Source organism: Micromonospora tarensis, from assembly GCF_016803395.1.
Lineage (GTDB): Bacteria > Actinomycetota > Actinomycetes > Mycobacteriales > Micromonosporaceae > Micromonospora > Micromonospora tarensis.
Map to the genome: position 1 here is coordinate 1 of NZ_JAEVHL010000171.1, position 14,188 is coordinate 14,188.

Below are 14,188 nucleotides of genomic sequence, written 5' to 3' on the forward strand. Positions count from 1 at the left end.
GCCGGCTGCCGGGACGGGCCGGGTCGCCAGGACGGTGAGGACGGCGCCGAGCGCCAGCGCGCCGCCGGCGACCGCGAGGACCTGGGCACCGACGATGGCCGGCCGGACGGTCAGGCCGGCGTCGTCCAGCGGCGGCAGGTGGGTCAGGCCGGCGTGCACTGCCGACGACGCCGGTATCGCGAGCGCCGTGGCGACGGCGGCGACGAGCCCGGCCTCGAGTGTCGCGGTGGCGGCGAGTTGGCGACGGCTGGTGCCCACGGCGGACCGCAGGGCGGTCTCGTCGGCGCGGATGCCCGCCGTCAGCCGGCCGGCGAGGACGAGTGCGGTCGCGGTCAGCACACCGCCGAGGACGGCGATGGCCAGCACGACGGCGGCGGTGACGTGCCGTTGGTCGTCGGCGGACCGCAGGGTCAGCGGCAGCTCGGAGGCGACCCGGGCGAGCGTGACACGGTCGCCGAGGGTGCCGGCCAGCCGGCGGTCGGCGTCGCGGACGCCCCCGGCCACGGTCTCCAGGGCGCGGCGGTTGGCGTGGGACAGGTCCGGATGGGCGGTGATCTCCATCCGGTCGACGGTGGCACCGGTGGTGAGCAGGTCGGCGAGGTCCACGAGGAACGGGCCGTAGGCGTTGACCGGCTGCATGAAGCGGCCGTCCCGGTAGCCGGTGGCGGAGCCGGCCGCCGCCAGCGGGTCGCGGTCCCAGCCGCGTCCCGGCAGCGGGCGTACGACACGACGACGGTCACGTCGATGGCCGGGACGGGCGGGTGGGCCAACTCGGTGCCGAGGCGCACCCGGCTACCGGGGGTGAGTTTCAGCAGGTGGGCGGTGGACTCCAGCAGCACCGCGTCGCCAGGGTGCTGTGGCCAGCGCCGGTGACCAGCTCGGCTCGGGTCGGCAGGTCGTCCAGCCCGGACAGGTACGCCTGGGCCGGCACGGTGGTGCCCGGGGCGAGTGCGGGCGGCAGCGCCCGCAGCACTGTCGACGCCCGCGCGGTTGTCGTCAACGGGAACGGTGCGAGCGCGGCGGCAAGCACGGTGCGGGTGTCGGCGGCGACGGACGGCGCGTCCGGGCCCTCGACGGTGCCGGTGTAGACGGTCGCGTCGACGGCGGCGGGGGTGGCGCGGGCCATGGCGACCTCCAGCGCCCGCTCGGCGGTGCGGGTGACCAGCAGGGTGCAGGTGCCGAGCACTGTCGCGCCGATCGTGACGACCCCGAGGAGGGCGGCCAGCAGCGGCCACTGCGCGCGGGCGCGCCGGCTGACCAGCCTCAGCATCGTCGCGTCACCCGGCGTCCGGCACGGGCTGGTACGGCTGCCCGGTCGCCGGTTCGTCGAGGCGGCCGTCGTGGATGCGGATCACCCGGTCGGCCAGGGCCATCATCACCGCGTCGTGCGTCGACACCAGTACCGTGACGCCTTCGGATTCCGCTATTCCGCGCAGCAGGGCCATCACCCCCAGGCCCGTCTCGGCGTCCAGTTGCCCGGTGGGCTCGTCGGCGAGCAGGAGTCGGGGCGAGGCGGCCAGCGCGCGGGCGATCGCCACCCGCTGCTGCTGGCCGCCGGACAGCTCCGCCGGCCGCTGCTGGGCGTGGTCGGCCAGGCCGACCAGCTCCAGCAGCAACTCGACCCGCCGCTCGCGATCGGCCGGGGCGACGCGGGTCAGCCGCAGCGGGGCGGCGACGTTCTCCGCGGCCGACAGCACCGGGATCAACCCGAAGCTCTGGAAGACGTACGACACCTGCTCGCGCCGCAGCCGGGACAGGCCGTCCTCGTCGAGCGCGGTGACGTCGGTGCCGTTGACGCGCACGGTGCCGGCGTCCGGGCGGTCCAGGCCGCCGACGACGTTGAGCAGGGTGGTCTTGCCCGAGCCGGACCGGCCGACGAGCGCCACCATGGCACCGGCGGCCACGTCGAACGACACGCCGTGCAGGGCGTGCACGACGGTCGGCCCGGTGCGGAAGCGCCGGTGTACGCCGCGCACGCTCAGCAGCGGCTCGCTACTCATTCGCCGCTTCCCGAATCGGGGCGGATCGTGATGTGGTCGGGCTCCAGGGCCAGCCGGACCCGTCGGGTCAGCGCCAGCGCCTGGCGAAACTCGCGGGGCACCTGGACCCGCCCGGCCCGGTCCATCACCGCGTACTCCTCGGCGATCGTGTGCGTGTCGCCCGCCGCGTCGGTGGTGGTGCGGCGCAGCACCTCGCTGCTGGTGCGCCCGTCCCGGATCGCGACGGTCCGTTCGACCTGGCCGCTGACCCCCGGGTCGTGGGTCACCACGACAACCGTGACGCCGTAACGCCGGTTGACGTCCCGCAGCACGCCGAAGACCTCCGCGGACGTGTCGGCGTCCAGCTCGCCGGTCGGCTCGTCGGCGAGCAGGACCCGCGGCTGGTTGGCAAGCGCCACCGCGATCGCGACCCGCATCTGCTGCCCGCCGGAGAGCTGCCCGGGACGCCGATCGGCGCAGTCGGCGACACCGAGGCTGTCCAGCAGCTCGACCGCGCGCTGCCGGCGCTGCTCCTTCGGGGTGCGGGCCGCCGTCATCGGCAGGTCCACCATCTCCCGTGCGGTCAGGTAGGGGATCAGGTTGCTCGCCGTCTGCTGCCGGACGAACCCGACGGTGTGCCGACGGTAGTCCACCCGGTCCGTGCGGGACATCGCCAGCAGGTTCCACCTGTCGACCCGGACCCGCCCGGCGGTGGGGGCGTCGATGCCGGCCAGGATGGAGAGCAGCGTCGACTTGCCCGACCCGGAGGCACCGACGACGGCGACCAGCTCACCGCTCTGCACGGCCAGGTCCAGCCCTTGCAGGGCCTGCACCTCGATCGAACCGGTCTGGTAGATCCGCACCAGGTTCTCGCAGACGATGAGCGCGTCCCGGCCGAACTCGGACGCCCGCGCGGGTGGCTGCGGCAGGGACAGCGGGGTGCTGGACATTCCAAGCAGTTTCGCAATCGGCGGCTCCGTTGACCATGCCCCGAGGAGGCTTTTCCGCATCCTGGACGAGGGTCCGCTACCGCGCGTCACGCACCTGGCGGTTCTGCCACGGGCAGATCCGCCACCGGCGAACGGGGTGCCGTCCGCCGGCCCGCGCCGGCAGGGTGGCGGGCATGAGACTGCTGGTGCTGGGCGGCACGGGATTCGTGGGCGGCGCGACGGTCACCGAGGGCGTACGCCGTGGTTGGTCGGTGAATCGGTGAGCCGGTACGTGTACGTGTCCAGCGGTTCGGTCTACCGCGACCCGTCGGCGCCCGGGCTGAACGAGGAGTCCCCGGTGGTGGACGCCGAGCCGGATTCCGTCGACGGCGGCTACCCGCAGCTCAAGGTCGGTGCCGAACGTGCCGTACGGGAGGTGTTCGGCGACCGGGCGCTGGTCGCCCGGGCCGGTCTGATCCTGGGCTCGGGGGAGGACATCGGCCGGCTGCCCTGGTGGCTGCGGCGCGTCGAGCGCGGCGGTGACATGCTCGCGCCCGGCCCGGCCGAGCTGCCGGTGCAGTACGTCGACGGGCCGAGACCGTCGCCGACACCTGGCGGTGGCTGCGCGAGGTCGGTGCGGTGCCGCCGCGCGCCGGGCGACCGCAGCGCAGCTCGATCGGTCTGGACCCGACCCGGGAGGCGGCGCTGCTCGCCGCCTGACCGCCGCCGTCGCTCGGATCGACACCGCCGGCAGGTCGAGCACCCACCCGACCGGCGTGATTCCTGGGCGAGGTCAGCGTTCGCGGACCACGGCGACCGGGCAGTTGGCGTGCTGGATGAGCTGTTGGCTGACCGAGCCGAGCAGCATGCCGGCCAACCCACCCCGGCCGCGGCTGCCGACCACCACCAGCCGCGCGTCGCGGCTCGCCTCGATCAACATCGCCGCCGGGCTGGCCGGGACGAGGTCCACCGCCACCGCCAGATCCGGGAACGTCCGGCGCCACGGCTGCACCGCCTGCTCCACCGCGGCGCGCTCGTCGGGCGCCCCGGCCGCCCCGCCCGGGCCCGGTGTCCAGGCGTGCAGGACGCGTAGCGGCACCTGCCGTTGCGCCGCCCGTTCGGCCGCGAAACCGAGCGCCACCAGCGACGGCTCCGAACCATCCACCCCGACCGCCACCGGGCCGTCCGGCCCGCCGGCCGTCCCGTCCCGGATTACCACCACCGGACAGTGCGCGTGCGCGGCGACCGACACCGCCGTGGACCCGGCCAGCAGACCGCCGAACCCGCCGTGGCCTCGGCTGCCCAGCACCAGCATCCCGGCCTCGGCCGAGCGTTCCTGGAGGACCAGCGCGGGCGGCCCGTCGTACACCTCGCCGGTGATGGTCAGCCCGGGGTGCGCCGCGGCGGCGTCGGCCGCGGCCTTGCGAACCAGCTCGTCGACCTGGCGGCGGGCGGTGTCGTCCGGCCACACGCCGGGGGCCACGCCGGGACCGATCCAGCCGGCCACGGTCAGCCATTCGAAGACGTACGCCAGCCGCACCGGTTGGCCGCTGTGCCGGGCCTCCTCCAGGGCCCAGTTCAGAGCCACCGAGGCGTCGGTGGAGCCGTCGTAGCCGACCAGGATCTCCGCGTCGCGCACTACGTCCTCCTTCAGGGGTTGGTGGGATCGGTCTCGCGGACCCAGCGCCACTCCGCGACCTGGGGGTCGTCCTCGCCGTACTGGCGGGTGTAGTCGCGGGCCGCCTGCCGGGCGTCGACCATCCGTTGGCGCAGGTGCGCGGCGCGGGCGGCCAGCCCGGGCACCCGGTCGATGACGTCGATGACCAGGTGGAAGCGGTCCAGGTCGTTGAGCATCACCATGTCGAACGGGGTGGTGGTGGTGCCCTCCTCCTTGTACCCGCGCACGTGCAGGTTCTCGTGGTTGGTGCGGCGGTAGGTGAGTCGGTGGATCAGCCACGGGTAGCCGTGGTAGGCGAAGATGATCGGCCGGTTCTCGGTGAAGATGGTGTCGAACTCGTTGTCGGTGAGGCCGTGCGGGTGCTCGGTGTCCGGCTGGAGCCGCATCAGGTCGACCACGTTGACCAGTCGCACCTTCAGCTCCGGCAGCTCCTGGCGGAGCAGTTCGACGGCGGCCAACGCCTCCAGGGTGGGCACGTCTCCGCAGCAGCCGAGCACCACGTCCGGCTCGCTGTCGCCGTCGTTGCTGGCCCACCCCCAGATGCCCAGGCCGCGCCGGGTGTGCTGGATCGCCTCGGTCATGGTCAGCCAGTTCGGCGCCGGTTGCTTACCGGCCACCACCACGTTGATGTAGTGCCGGCTGCGCAGGCAGTGGTCCATCGTGGCGAGCAGGGTGTTGGCGTCCGGCGGCAGGTAGATCCGCACCACCTCGGCCTTCTTGTTGACCACGTGGTCGATGAAGCCCGGGTCCTGGTGGGAGAAGCCGTTGTGGTCCTGGCGCCAGACGTGGCTGGACAGCAGGTAGTTCAGCGAGGCGATCGGCTGTCGCCAGGGGATGGCCCGGGTCACCTTCAGCCACTTGGCGTGCTGGTTGAGCATCGAGTCGACGATGTGGATGAAGGCCTCGTAGCTGGTGAACACCCCGTGCCGGCCGGTCAGCAGGTAGCCCTCCAGCCAGCCCTGGCACAGGTGCTCGGAGAGCACCTCCATCACCCGGCCGTCGGGGGAGAGGTGGTCGTCGCCGGGCAGGGTGGCGGCCACCCAGGCCCGGTCGGTCACCTCGAAGGCGGCGCCCAGCCGGTTGGACGCCACCTCGTCCGGGCCGAACAGTCGGAACGTCTGCGGGTTGGCGCTGATGACGTCGCGGATCCACGGACCGAGCGCCCCGGTCGCCCCGGCCATCGGCTGGCCGGGCTCGGGGACCTCCACGGCGTAGTCGCGGAAGTCCGGCAGGGTCAGGTCGCGCAGCACCAGGCCGCCGTTGGTGACCGGGTTGGCGCTCATCCGCCGGTCCCCGCTCGGTGGCAGCGTCCGCAACTCGTCGACCGGCGCGCCGGTCGCGTCGAACAACTCCTCCGGCCGGTAGCTGCGCAGCCAGTGCTCCAGCTCGGCCAGGTGCGCCGGGTTGTCGCGGACCCCGGACAGCGGCACCTGGTGGGCGTGGAAGGTGCCTTCGACCTGGGCGCCGTCGACCTCGCGCGGGCCGGTCCAGCCCTTCGGCGTACGCAGGACGATCATCGGCCAGCGGGGGCGTTCGAAGAACCCGCCGGCGCGGGCCCGGCGCTGGATCTCGGCGATCTCGTCGAGCGCGCGGTCCAGTGTCGCGGCGAGGATGCGGTGCACCTGGGCGGGTTCGTCGCCGGCCACCACGTACGGCTGGTAGCCCGACCCACGCAGCAGGTCGAGCAGGTCGGTCTCGGGTATCCGGGCCAGCACGGTCGGGTTGGCGATCTTGTAGCCGTTGAGGTGCAGGATGGGCAGCACCGCGCCGTCTCGCGCCGGGTTGAGGAACACGTCGGAGAGCCAGCTGCCGGCCAGCGGCCCGGTCTCCGCCTCGCCGTCGCCGATCACGCAGGCCACCACCAGGTCCGGGTGGTCGAACGCGGCGCCGTAGGCGTGGCTGAGGGCGTACCCCAGCTCGCCGCCCTCGTGGATGGAGCCTGGCACGTCCGCCGCGACATGGCTGGGAATGCCGCCGGGGAAGGAGAACTGGCGGAAGAGCCGGGACATGCCGACCTCGTCGCGTGCCACGTCGTGGTAGCGCTCCGACCAGGTGCCTTCCAGCCAGGTGTTGGCCACGATGGCCGGGCCGCCGTGGCCGGGCCCGGTGACCAACATGGCGTTGAGGTCGCGCGCCACGATCACCCGGTTGAGGTGGGCGTAGATCAGGTTGAGCCCGGGGCTGGTGCCCCAGTGCCCGAGCAGCCGCGGCTTGATGTCGTCGGCGGTCAGCGGCTGGCGCAGCAGCGGATTGTCCAGCAGGTAGATCTGCCCGACGGTGAGGTAGTTCGCGGCGCGCCAGTAGGCGTCCAGCCGGCGCAGCTCGTCGTCGGTGAGGGCGCGGTGCACGTCGAGAGCGGTCTCCATCATGCTGCCTCTCGCGGGTAGGAGTGGGGCGTCCGACGTCCAGCCTGGCCGTTGCCGGCGCCCCGGGTCAGGGCCGTTGGTCCCGCGCCGGGCGGGTATCCGGGCCCGTCAACGGCATCTGGGCCAGGCCGCGGACGACGACCACCGGGGCCGGGGAGTGGTAGAGCAGGGACTGGGCGACCGCGCCCAGCATGGCGCGGCCGGGTTCGTCGCCACGGGCGGCGACCAGCGCCACCTGCGCGTTGCGGGACGTGTCGATCAGCACCTCGGCGGGGTCGCCGCGTACCACCCGGCACTCGGTCGGCACCGCGCCGTGGCGGCCGATGTGCCGGTCCAGTGCTTCGCTGAGTTGCTCGGTGACCGCGTCGGTGTCCTCGTCGTACTCCACCACCCGCAGCGCCAGCAGTCGGGCGTCCCTGCGGGCCGCGCACTCCACGGCCCACTGCAGGGCGAGGTGCGAGCTGGGTGAGCCGTCCACGCCGACCAGCACCGGGCCCTGTGGCGGCGGCTCACGGCGGACCACCAGCAGCGGGCAGCCGGCCCGTGCGGCCAACTGCACGGCCGGCGTCTCGGCCGGGACGCTCTGGCCGCTGCCCGCCATTCCGCTGTCGCCGACGGCCAGCAGGAAGGTGACTTCCGAGCGGCGGATGAGGGTGGGCAGCATGGCGCTCTCGACGATCTCGCTGCGCACGGTCAGCCCCGGCTCGGTCTGGTGGGCGAGGTGGGCGGCCCTGGTGATCAGATCCTCGGCCTGGTCGCGGGGCGCGGCGACGGTGTCCGCGGCGAAGGCCGCGTGCCAGTCGAACATGTGCAGCAGGTGCAGTGGTCGGCCGTGTCCGGCGGCCTCCTGCGCGGCCTGTTCGACGACCGGGAGGTCGCGGTCCGACCCGAGGCCGACCAGCACCGCTGCGTCGGCGGGTGCGGCCATCCGATATCACCTCCCGGGCGTCGCGCCCGGCACGACCAAGCTCTCCCTGACCGAGGGTAGTCGGATGAGCGCGGCAGTGGGCCGGATCGGCGGCCAGCGCCACCATCTCGTCAACCAGGGTTGACAGGGGTGGCGCTGTCAACGTATGTTGACGGCATGAGTCAGGCGACAGAACTCGCGGCGGCAGCCGGCAGCACCGACCCCCGGGTCGGGCTGCGTGCCGTCCGCGCGCTGCGCCGGCTGCTCGAGCGGCTCGAGGTGGTCCAGGTGGACAACGCCCGTCGACAGGGCTGGTCCTGGCAGGAGATCGCCGACGCGCTCGAGGTCAGCCGGCAGGCGGTGCACAAGAAGCACGCCGGGCGACCGGCGGTCAACTCATCCTGGGAGGCGTGATGTTCGAACGGTTCACTGACCGGGCGCGCGACGTGGTGCGGCGGGCGCTGGAGGAGGCACGGGCCGAGGGCCAACGGCCGGTCGGCACCGAGCACCTGCTGCTCGCCCTGCTCGACGACGACGCCGGCCTGGCCAGCCGGGTGCTCGCCGACGTTGGGGTGCGCGCCGACGACCTGCGCGAGCGCATCCGCCGACACACCGCCAGCGGCGCGCCGGCCTCGGCGACGCGGACGCGGCGGCGCTGCGGGAGATCGGCATCGACCTGGCCGCCATCGTGGCCCGCATCGAGCAGTCCTTCGGCCCGGACGCGCTGCGCGAGGCGTGCCGGCGCCCCGCCGCCGCTGGAGGCGCAGGCGCTACCTCGGCGGCCCGTTCTCGCCCCGCTCGAAGAAGGCGCTGGAGCTGTCCCTGCGGGAGGCGCTGCGGCTGCGCCACAAGCACATCGGCACCGAGCACATCCTGCTCGGGGTGCTCCGGGAGGGGAACGGGCTGGGCGCGCTGGCGCTCACCGAGGCCGGGGTCGACCTCGACGATCTGCGCCGACGGGTGGAGCTGGCGCTGCGGACGGCGGCCTGACGGGTGCGAGCATCCTGAAACCTGTCTGTGGCACTTCCGACGCGGGCCGGTCGCCGGGTCGCTGAAGCGGTCCGGATGCCGCACACTGGCGCCGTGGATGCTGGACAGGACAGACGGCCCGCGGGCGGCGACGGCGGGTTGCGCTCCGCCGTGGTGGTCAACCCGGCGAAGGTCGACGATCTTGACGAGTTGCGTCGGACCGTCGACGACGCCCTCACCGCGGTCGGCTGGCCCGCGCCGCAGTGGTACGAGACGACCGTCGACGACCCGGGTCGCGGGCAGACCGAGCAGGCCGTCAAGGACGGCGTCGACCTGGTCTTCGCCTGCGGCGGCGACGGCACCGTGATGTCCTGCGTCAGCGGTCTGGTCGGCACCGACGTCGCCCTCGCCGTGCTGCCGCAGGGCACCGGCAACCTGCTCGCCGCCAACCTGGGGCTCTCCACCGACCTGGCCGCCGGCTTGCAGGTCGCCGTCGAGCGCGGTCGACGACTGCTCGACGTCGGCGCCGTCGAGGACAAGTACTTCACCGTGATGGCGGGCATGGGCTTCGACGCCCAGATGCTCGCCGCCACCAACGAGAGCACCAAGGCCCGCATCGGCTGGCCGGCGTACGTGATGGGCGCCGCCCGCCACCTCCGGGACCGGCCGATGCGGGTGCAGATCCGCATCGACGACCGCCCTGCGGTGCGCCGCCGGGCCCGCTCGGTCCTGATCGCCAACGTCGGCCGGCTACAGGGCGGCGTGACCCTGCTGACCGAGGCCGAGCCGGACGACGGCTGGCTCGACGTCGCCGTGCTCACCCCACGCAACCTGCGGCACTGGCTCGCGCTCGGCTGGGCGGTGGTCCGCCGCAGTGGTCAGGTGCCGCGGATGGAGGTGTTCCGGGGCCGGCGCGTGCTGGTGACCAGCAACCGGGCCCAGCCTCGGGAGTTGGACGGCGACCTCATCGCCCCGGGCCGGCAGCTGCGCGCCGAGATCCGTCCCGAGGCGCTTTGGCTCTGCGTCCCGCAGCCGGAGGAGGCCCCCGACCTGGCCGCCGACGCCCAAGGTGCCGGGGAGCGGGGCGAGCAGCTGATCGAGGAAGCACGCCGTGAGTAGCACCCGGATCGTGCCGGAGACCCGGTTGATGGCCGACGAGGAGCTGTCCGCCGACGACGCCTGGCACACCCTGCGCCGGCAGGGCGGTTGGCACCTGCTGCGGGACGCGTTCATCCGGTTCCGCTACGGCGACGGGTTCAGCCACTCCCGGGCCTTCGCGCTGCAACTCTGCCTCGCCGTGGTGCCGTTCCTGATCGCCCTCACCGGTCTGATCAGTGAGCTGGGGGTCGAGGAGGGCGGCCAGGTGGTCGCCGACACCGTCCTGGCGCTCACCCCCGGCCAGAGCTCGCAGATGGTCGGCGAGCTGCTCGGCGAGGGTGAACGCGTCGAGGAGGCGGGAGAGCTGGCGCTCACCCTCGGTCTGCTCACCGGTCTGTTCGCGCTGACCACCACGATGGCCCAGATCGAGCGGGGCGCCAACCGCATCTACGGCGTCGAGCGGGACCGGCCGGCGCTGCGGAAATACCTGCGGGCCGGCGTGCTGGCCGTCACCGCCGGCCTGCCCGCGCTCGCCGGTTTCCTGATCCTGGTCGGCGGCGGCGCGATGGGCGACTCGGTACGCGAGCACTACGAGTGGGGTCCGTTCGCCAACGGCATCTGGGACGTGATCCGCTTCCCGCTGAGCCTCGGGCTGACCGTCCTCGCCGTCGCGGTGCTGTTCCGGCACGCGCCCCGGCGCAACCAGCCCGGCGTGTCCTGGCTGCTGTTCGGCGCCGCGATCGCCACGGCCCTGTGGTGGCTGGCCAGCCTGCTGCTCGCCGGGTACGTGCGGTTCAGCGACGGGTTCGGGCAGACCTACGGCGCGTTGACCGGCATGATGGCGCTGCTGCTCTGGGCCAACCTGACCGGGATGGCGCTCTTCGGCGGGCTGGCCTTCGCCGCCCAACTGGAGGCGCTGCGCATCGGCGTGCAGGAACCCGCCCAGCCGGACCTGTGGGAGCCCGACCCCGACCGGGCCGAGCTGCTCGACACCGGGGACATGACGGCGCTCTAGCGCACCTCGCGTGTACGACTGACGCGGATCGGGTAGAAGCGCCTCGCCAACGGGCGACAAGGGAGGTGCGGGGTGACCGCGGTCAAAGAGGTGACGCGGCGTCCGATCGGTCACTTCGCCGAACGGAGCATCGCTGGTCTGGTGGCGGTCGTCGGCGCCGGGGTGGCCTTCGGGCTGCTGTTGTTGCTGGTCCGGACGAGGTGGAGCCCGCTACAGGACGCCGACCACGCGCTCGCCGAGTGGTTCAACGGGCTCGTCGCCCCCCATCACGCGCTGGTCACCGTGCTCCAGGCGGTCACCGACCTGGGCGGCCGGCCGATCCTCATCTGGCTGGTCACCATCGCCGTGGTCGGGTTGCTGATCCGGCGTCAACCACGGCTCGCCGTCTATCTGATCATCACCGGCGTCGGTGGCCTGATCCTGGACCCGTCACTGAAAACGCTTGTCGGTCGGCTCCGCCCGGTGGTGGACGTGCCGGTCGCCAGTGCCCCGGGCAACAGCTTCCCGAGCGGGCACGCGCTCGGCTCGTTCGTCGCGTACGGGGCGCTGCTGCTGGTCTTCCTGCCGGCGATGGCGCCCCGCTGGCGCAAGCCGGCGATCGTCGGAGTCGGTGTGCTGGTGGTCCTGGTCGGCCTGACCCGGATCGCGCTGGGCGTGCACTTCGTCTCCGACGTGCTGGCCGCCTGGCTGCTCGGCGCGGCCTGGCTGGGCGTCACCGCGTACGCGTTCCGGCTGTGGCGGCGTGAGCGCGGCCGGCCGGTGCCGCCGCTGACCGAGGGCCTGGAGCCGGAGGCGGGGCACGACATCGCCCCCGCCCCGGCCGAGGAGCAGGTACTGGCCCACCCCCGCTCGGCGGTGGCCGAGCTGCTGGTCGGCTGGGTGCTCGTGTTCGGGGCCCTGTACGGCTTCGGCACGTACGTCAGCTACCACGCCAAGGGCACCTTCCTCGACACCCTCGACACCGACATGCCGCGCTGGTTCGCCGAGCGGCACACCGCGGCGCTGACCGAGCTGAGCTGGTGGTGGAGCAAGTTCGGTGACACCCACGCCATCCTGCTGATCTCGCTGGTGTTCTGCCCGCTGGTGCTGGCGGTGTGGCGGCGCTGGCGGCCGGTGCTCTTCGTGGTCCTGGCGATGGTGGGTGAGCTGACCCTCTTCCTCGCCTCGGCCCGAGCCGTCGACCGGCCCCGCCCGGCGGTGGAGAACCTGGACGGGCAGATGCCCACCTCGTCGTTCCCGTCGGGGCACATCGCCGCCACCATCTGCGTCTGGCTGGCGATCACCCTGATCGTGTTCCCGCGTACCGACCGTTGGTGGCGGTGGGTCTTCGTGGGGCTGGCCGTGCTCATGCCGGTCGGGGTGGCCACCTCCCGGATGTACCGGGGGATGCACCACCCGACCGACTTCATGGGCGCGATCCTGCTCTCCGCGCTCTGGATCGGGCTGCTCTACCTCGTCATCCGCCCGAACGCCGACCTCGCCGAGGGCAACCAGCCGGCCATCGAGTCGGAGGACGTGGACACCCTCGACGACGAGCTGGCGCGGGCCGGCCGGCCCGACTGAGCGCCGTCGTGCTGCGGCTGATGACCTGGAACATCCGCACCGGCGGCCGGGACCGGGGCGGCCCCGACCGACTGGACCGGGTGATCGAGGTCGTCGACGGGCAGGCGCCGGACGTGCTGGCCCTGCAAGAGCTACGTGGCTTCGACCGTGACGGGCTGATGGCCACCGTGGCGGGCCGGGTGGGGATGACACCACACCTGGCCCGGTCCTGCTTCGGGCAACCGGTGGCGGTGCTGGTCCGCCCGCCGTACCGGGTCATCGACGCGGGGACGCTGCGCCGACCGTTGCACCACGCCGCCGCCCGCGTCGTGGTGGCCACCTCCGCCGGGCCGCTCACCGTGCTCGGCACCCACCTCTACCCGTACTCCGGGGGACGTCGGCGGATGGAGGTCGACTGGCTTGCCGCCGCGCTGCGCCGTGCCGAGGGGCCGCTGACGCTCATCGCCGGTGACCTCAACTCGCTCGACCCGACCGTCGACCACACCGCCCGCCTGGCCGGCATGCCCAGCCGCTACCGGCGGCGGCACCTGCGTCGGTCCGGCGGCGCGGTGGACACCCGGGCCATCGCCCGGTTGCTCGCCGCCGGCCTGGTCGACCTCTGGCCCTCGCGCAACGTCGACGCGGCGGAGGCCGACGGCCTCACCGTCCCGACCCACCTGGGTGGGGCCGAGTTCGCCGGGATGCGGCTGGACTACCTGCTCGCCAGTCCGGTGCTGGCGCAGCGGGTCGACGCCTGCCGGGTGGTGCGCGGCGGCGGGGCGGACGCCGCCTCGGACCACTACCCCCTGGTGGCGGACCTGGACCTCACCGCCGGCTGAGTCGCCGGTGCTCGCCTGCGCCGCTGCGGCGCTCGGGCCTCAGAGCACCAGGTTGAGCAGGACGGTCAGCACCACCGAGGCCACGATCGAGAAGAGAATCATCAGCAGGCAGCCGAGGCCACCGCCGAGCGGGCGGATCTCCACGTTGCCGAAGCGCATCTGGTTCACCTGTCCGTGAGTAGGGGATGAGGGGCGAGCAGGCGACGGATCGCGTCCGCGACCGCCGTCGGGTTGGTCGTCGGCGCGTTGTGCGGCGCACCGGGAACCACGACCACTTCGGCGTCCGGCACCAGCCGGGCCACCTGGTCGCGCCACGCCGCCGGCGCGACCGGGTCACGTTCACCGCCGAGCACCGCTGTCGGCGCGGTGATCCGGACCAGGTCCGTCTCGATCGCGTTGCGCACCGAGTGCGACAGCGTGGCGAGGACCCGCCAGGGCCGGGCGTTCCAGACGTCCCGCACCAGGATCGGCGCCTGCCACGGCGCCTCGCGGGTGGTGTCCACCAACCACCGGCCGACCTGGGCCCGCCGGGATCGGGCGGTCGGGTCGCTGGTCGGCCCGGCCAACACCAGCGCGCGTACCGCGTCCGGGTCGGTCGCGGTGAGCGCGGCGGCCACCTCCGCCCCGAACGAGTGCCCGAGCAGACAGACCGGCGGCAACCGGTACGCGGCCAGCCAGGCGGCCAGGTGCGCGGCGTGCTGGCGCACGTCGTACGCGCGGCCGGGGCGTTCGGTCAGGCCGAAGCCGGGCAGGTCCGGCAGGTACACCGGATGGGTGGTGGCGAGCGCGGCGGCCAGCGGGGTGAGGTACCGGTGCGAGACGGCCAGGCCGTGCACCAGCACCACGGGCGGCGCCCCGGTCCCCGG

At 73.5% G+C, this 14,188-nt stretch carries 12 protein-coding genes and 4 pseudogenes; 8 read left to right on the forward strand and 8 right to left on the reverse strand.

Going from position 1 to position 14,188, the window contains the following annotated elements; genetic code table 11:
• The 4 genes and pseudogenes from JM949_RS37710 to JM949_RS25505 form a co-directional block, all read right to left on the reverse strand.
• Positions 1-639, reverse strand: a pseudogene (locus tag JM949_RS37710) (permease); the annotation flags it as partial.
• Positions 640-808: 169 nt separating this feature from the next.
• Entirely contained in the window at positions 809-1,270 is a 462-nt protein-coding gene (locus JM949_RS37715; protein ID WP_238433860.1) for a hypothetical protein, read from the reverse strand.
• 7 nt (positions 1,271-1,277) lie between these two features.
• Positions 1,278-2,000, reverse strand: a complete 723-nt coding sequence (locus tag JM949_RS25500; RefSeq protein ID WP_203150814.1) for an ABC transporter ATP-binding protein — start codon at positions 1,998-2,000, stop codon at positions 1,278-1,280.
• Positions 1,997-2,929 carry an ABC transporter ATP-binding protein gene (locus tag JM949_RS25505; RefSeq protein WP_203150815.1) on the reverse strand — a complete coding sequence of 311 codons (933 nt, stop codon included), beginning with the start codon at positions 2,927-2,929 and terminating at the stop codon, positions 1,997-1,999. Before JM949_RS25505 ends, JM949_RS25500 begins: the two co-directional genes overlap by 4 nt.
• 173 nt (positions 2,930-3,102) lie before the next feature.
• On the opposite strand from JM949_RS25505, the pseudogene JM949_RS25510 reads away from it, so the two are divergent.
• A pseudogene (locus tag JM949_RS25510) lies at positions 3,103-3,628 on the forward strand (hypothetical protein).
• A 73-nt stretch (positions 3,629-3,701) separates the two neighbouring features.
• Here the strand turns inward: JM949_RS25510 and JM949_RS25515 are convergent.
• From JM949_RS25515 to JM949_RS25525, 3 genes are all read right to left on the reverse strand, one after another.
• Positions 3,702-4,547, reverse strand: a complete 846-nt coding sequence (locus JM949_RS25515) for a universal stress protein (RefSeq protein WP_203150816.1) — start codon at positions 4,545-4,547, stop codon at positions 3,702-3,704.
• A gap of 11 nt (positions 4,548-4,558) precedes the next feature.
• The gene (locus JM949_RS25520; RefSeq protein WP_203150823.1) at positions 4,559-6,952 is read right to left on the reverse strand and encodes a phosphoketolase family protein; all 2,394 of its coding nucleotides are present in this window, start codon (positions 6,950-6,952) and stop codon (positions 4,559-4,561) included.
• Between the two features lie 67 nt (positions 6,953-7,019).
• Complete coding sequence (locus JM949_RS25525; RefSeq protein ID WP_203150817.1) at positions 7,020-7,880, reverse strand: universal stress protein; 861 nt, start codon at positions 7,878-7,880, stop codon at positions 7,020-7,022.
• Between the two features lie 156 nt (positions 7,881-8,036).
• Here JM949_RS25525 and JM949_RS25530 point away from each other — a divergent pair, with 156 nt between their 5' ends.
• The 7 genes and pseudogenes from JM949_RS25530 to JM949_RS25555 all read left to right on the forward strand — a co-directional run bounded on the left by JM949_RS25530 (position 8,037) and on the right by JM949_RS25555 (position 13,322).
• A complete protein-coding gene (locus JM949_RS25530) occupies positions 8,037-8,273 on the forward strand; it encodes an HTH domain-containing protein (protein WP_007457155.1) in 237 nt (78 codons plus the stop codon).
• Positions 8,273-8,407, forward strand: a pseudogene (locus JM949_RS37720) (Clp protease N-terminal domain-containing protein); the annotation flags it as partial. The gene JM949_RS25530 and the pseudogene JM949_RS37720, both read left to right, overlap by 1 nt.
• A gap of 235 nt (positions 8,408-8,642) precedes the next feature.
• A pseudogene (locus tag JM949_RS37725) lies at positions 8,643-8,822 on the forward strand (Clp protease N-terminal domain-containing protein); the annotation flags it as partial.
• A gap of 54 nt (positions 8,823-8,876) precedes the next feature.
• On the forward strand, positions 8,877-9,947 hold the full coding sequence (locus JM949_RS25540; RefSeq protein WP_203150818.1) for a diacylglycerol/lipid kinase family protein: 1,071 nt from the start codon (positions 8,877-8,879) through the stop codon (positions 9,945-9,947).
• Positions 9,940-10,941: a YihY/virulence factor BrkB family protein gene (locus JM949_RS25545; RefSeq protein ID WP_203150819.1), complete on the forward strand. Its 1,002-nt coding sequence runs from the start codon at positions 9,940-9,942 to the stop codon at positions 10,939-10,941. The genes JM949_RS25540 and JM949_RS25545 overlap by 8 nt, the downstream gene beginning before the upstream one ends.
• A 72-nt stretch (positions 10,942-11,013) precedes the next feature.
• Entirely contained in the window at positions 11,014-12,504 is a 1,491-nt protein-coding gene (locus JM949_RS25550) for a phosphatase PAP2 family protein (protein ID WP_203150820.1), read from the forward strand.
• Positions 12,505-12,512: 8 nt separating this feature from the next.
• Entirely contained in the window at positions 12,513-13,322 is an 810-nt protein-coding gene (locus tag JM949_RS25555; protein WP_203150821.1) for an endonuclease/exonuclease/phosphatase family protein, read from the forward strand.
• Positions 13,323-13,486: 164 nt separating this feature from the next.
• On the opposite strand, the gene JM949_RS25560 is transcribed toward JM949_RS25555, so the two are convergent.
• The coding region (locus JM949_RS25560) for an alpha/beta fold hydrolase (protein ID WP_203150822.1) at positions 13,487-14,188 on the reverse strand (702 nt) is incomplete at its 5' end.

What these genes read in the sequence shown, in the direction of transcription:
- JM949_RS37715 (WP_238433860.1), bottom strand. Translation starts at nt 1,270, where the DNA reads ATGCTGAGGCTGGTCAGCCGGCGCGCCCGCGCGCAGTGGCCGCTGCTG.
- JM949_RS25500 (WP_203150814.1), bottom strand. Translation starts at nt 2,000, where the DNA reads ATGAGTAGCGAGCCGCTGCTGAGCGTGCGCGGCGTACACCGGCGCTTC.
- JM949_RS25505 (WP_203150815.1), bottom strand. Translation starts at nt 2,929, where the DNA reads ATGTCCAGCACCCCGCTGTCCCTGCCGCAGCCACCCGCGCGGGCGTCC.
- JM949_RS25520 (WP_203150823.1), bottom strand. Translation starts at nt 6,952, where the DNA reads ATGGAGACCGCTCTCGACGTGCACCGCGCCCTCACCGACGACGAGCTG.
- JM949_RS25525 (WP_203150817.1), bottom strand. Translation starts at nt 7,880, where the DNA reads ATGGCCGCACCCGCCGACGCAGCGGTGCTGGTCGGCCTCGGGTCGGAC.
- JM949_RS25530 (WP_007457155.1), top strand. Translation starts at nt 8,037, where the DNA reads ATGAGTCAGGCGACAGAACTCGCGGCGGCAGCCGGCAGCACCGACCCC.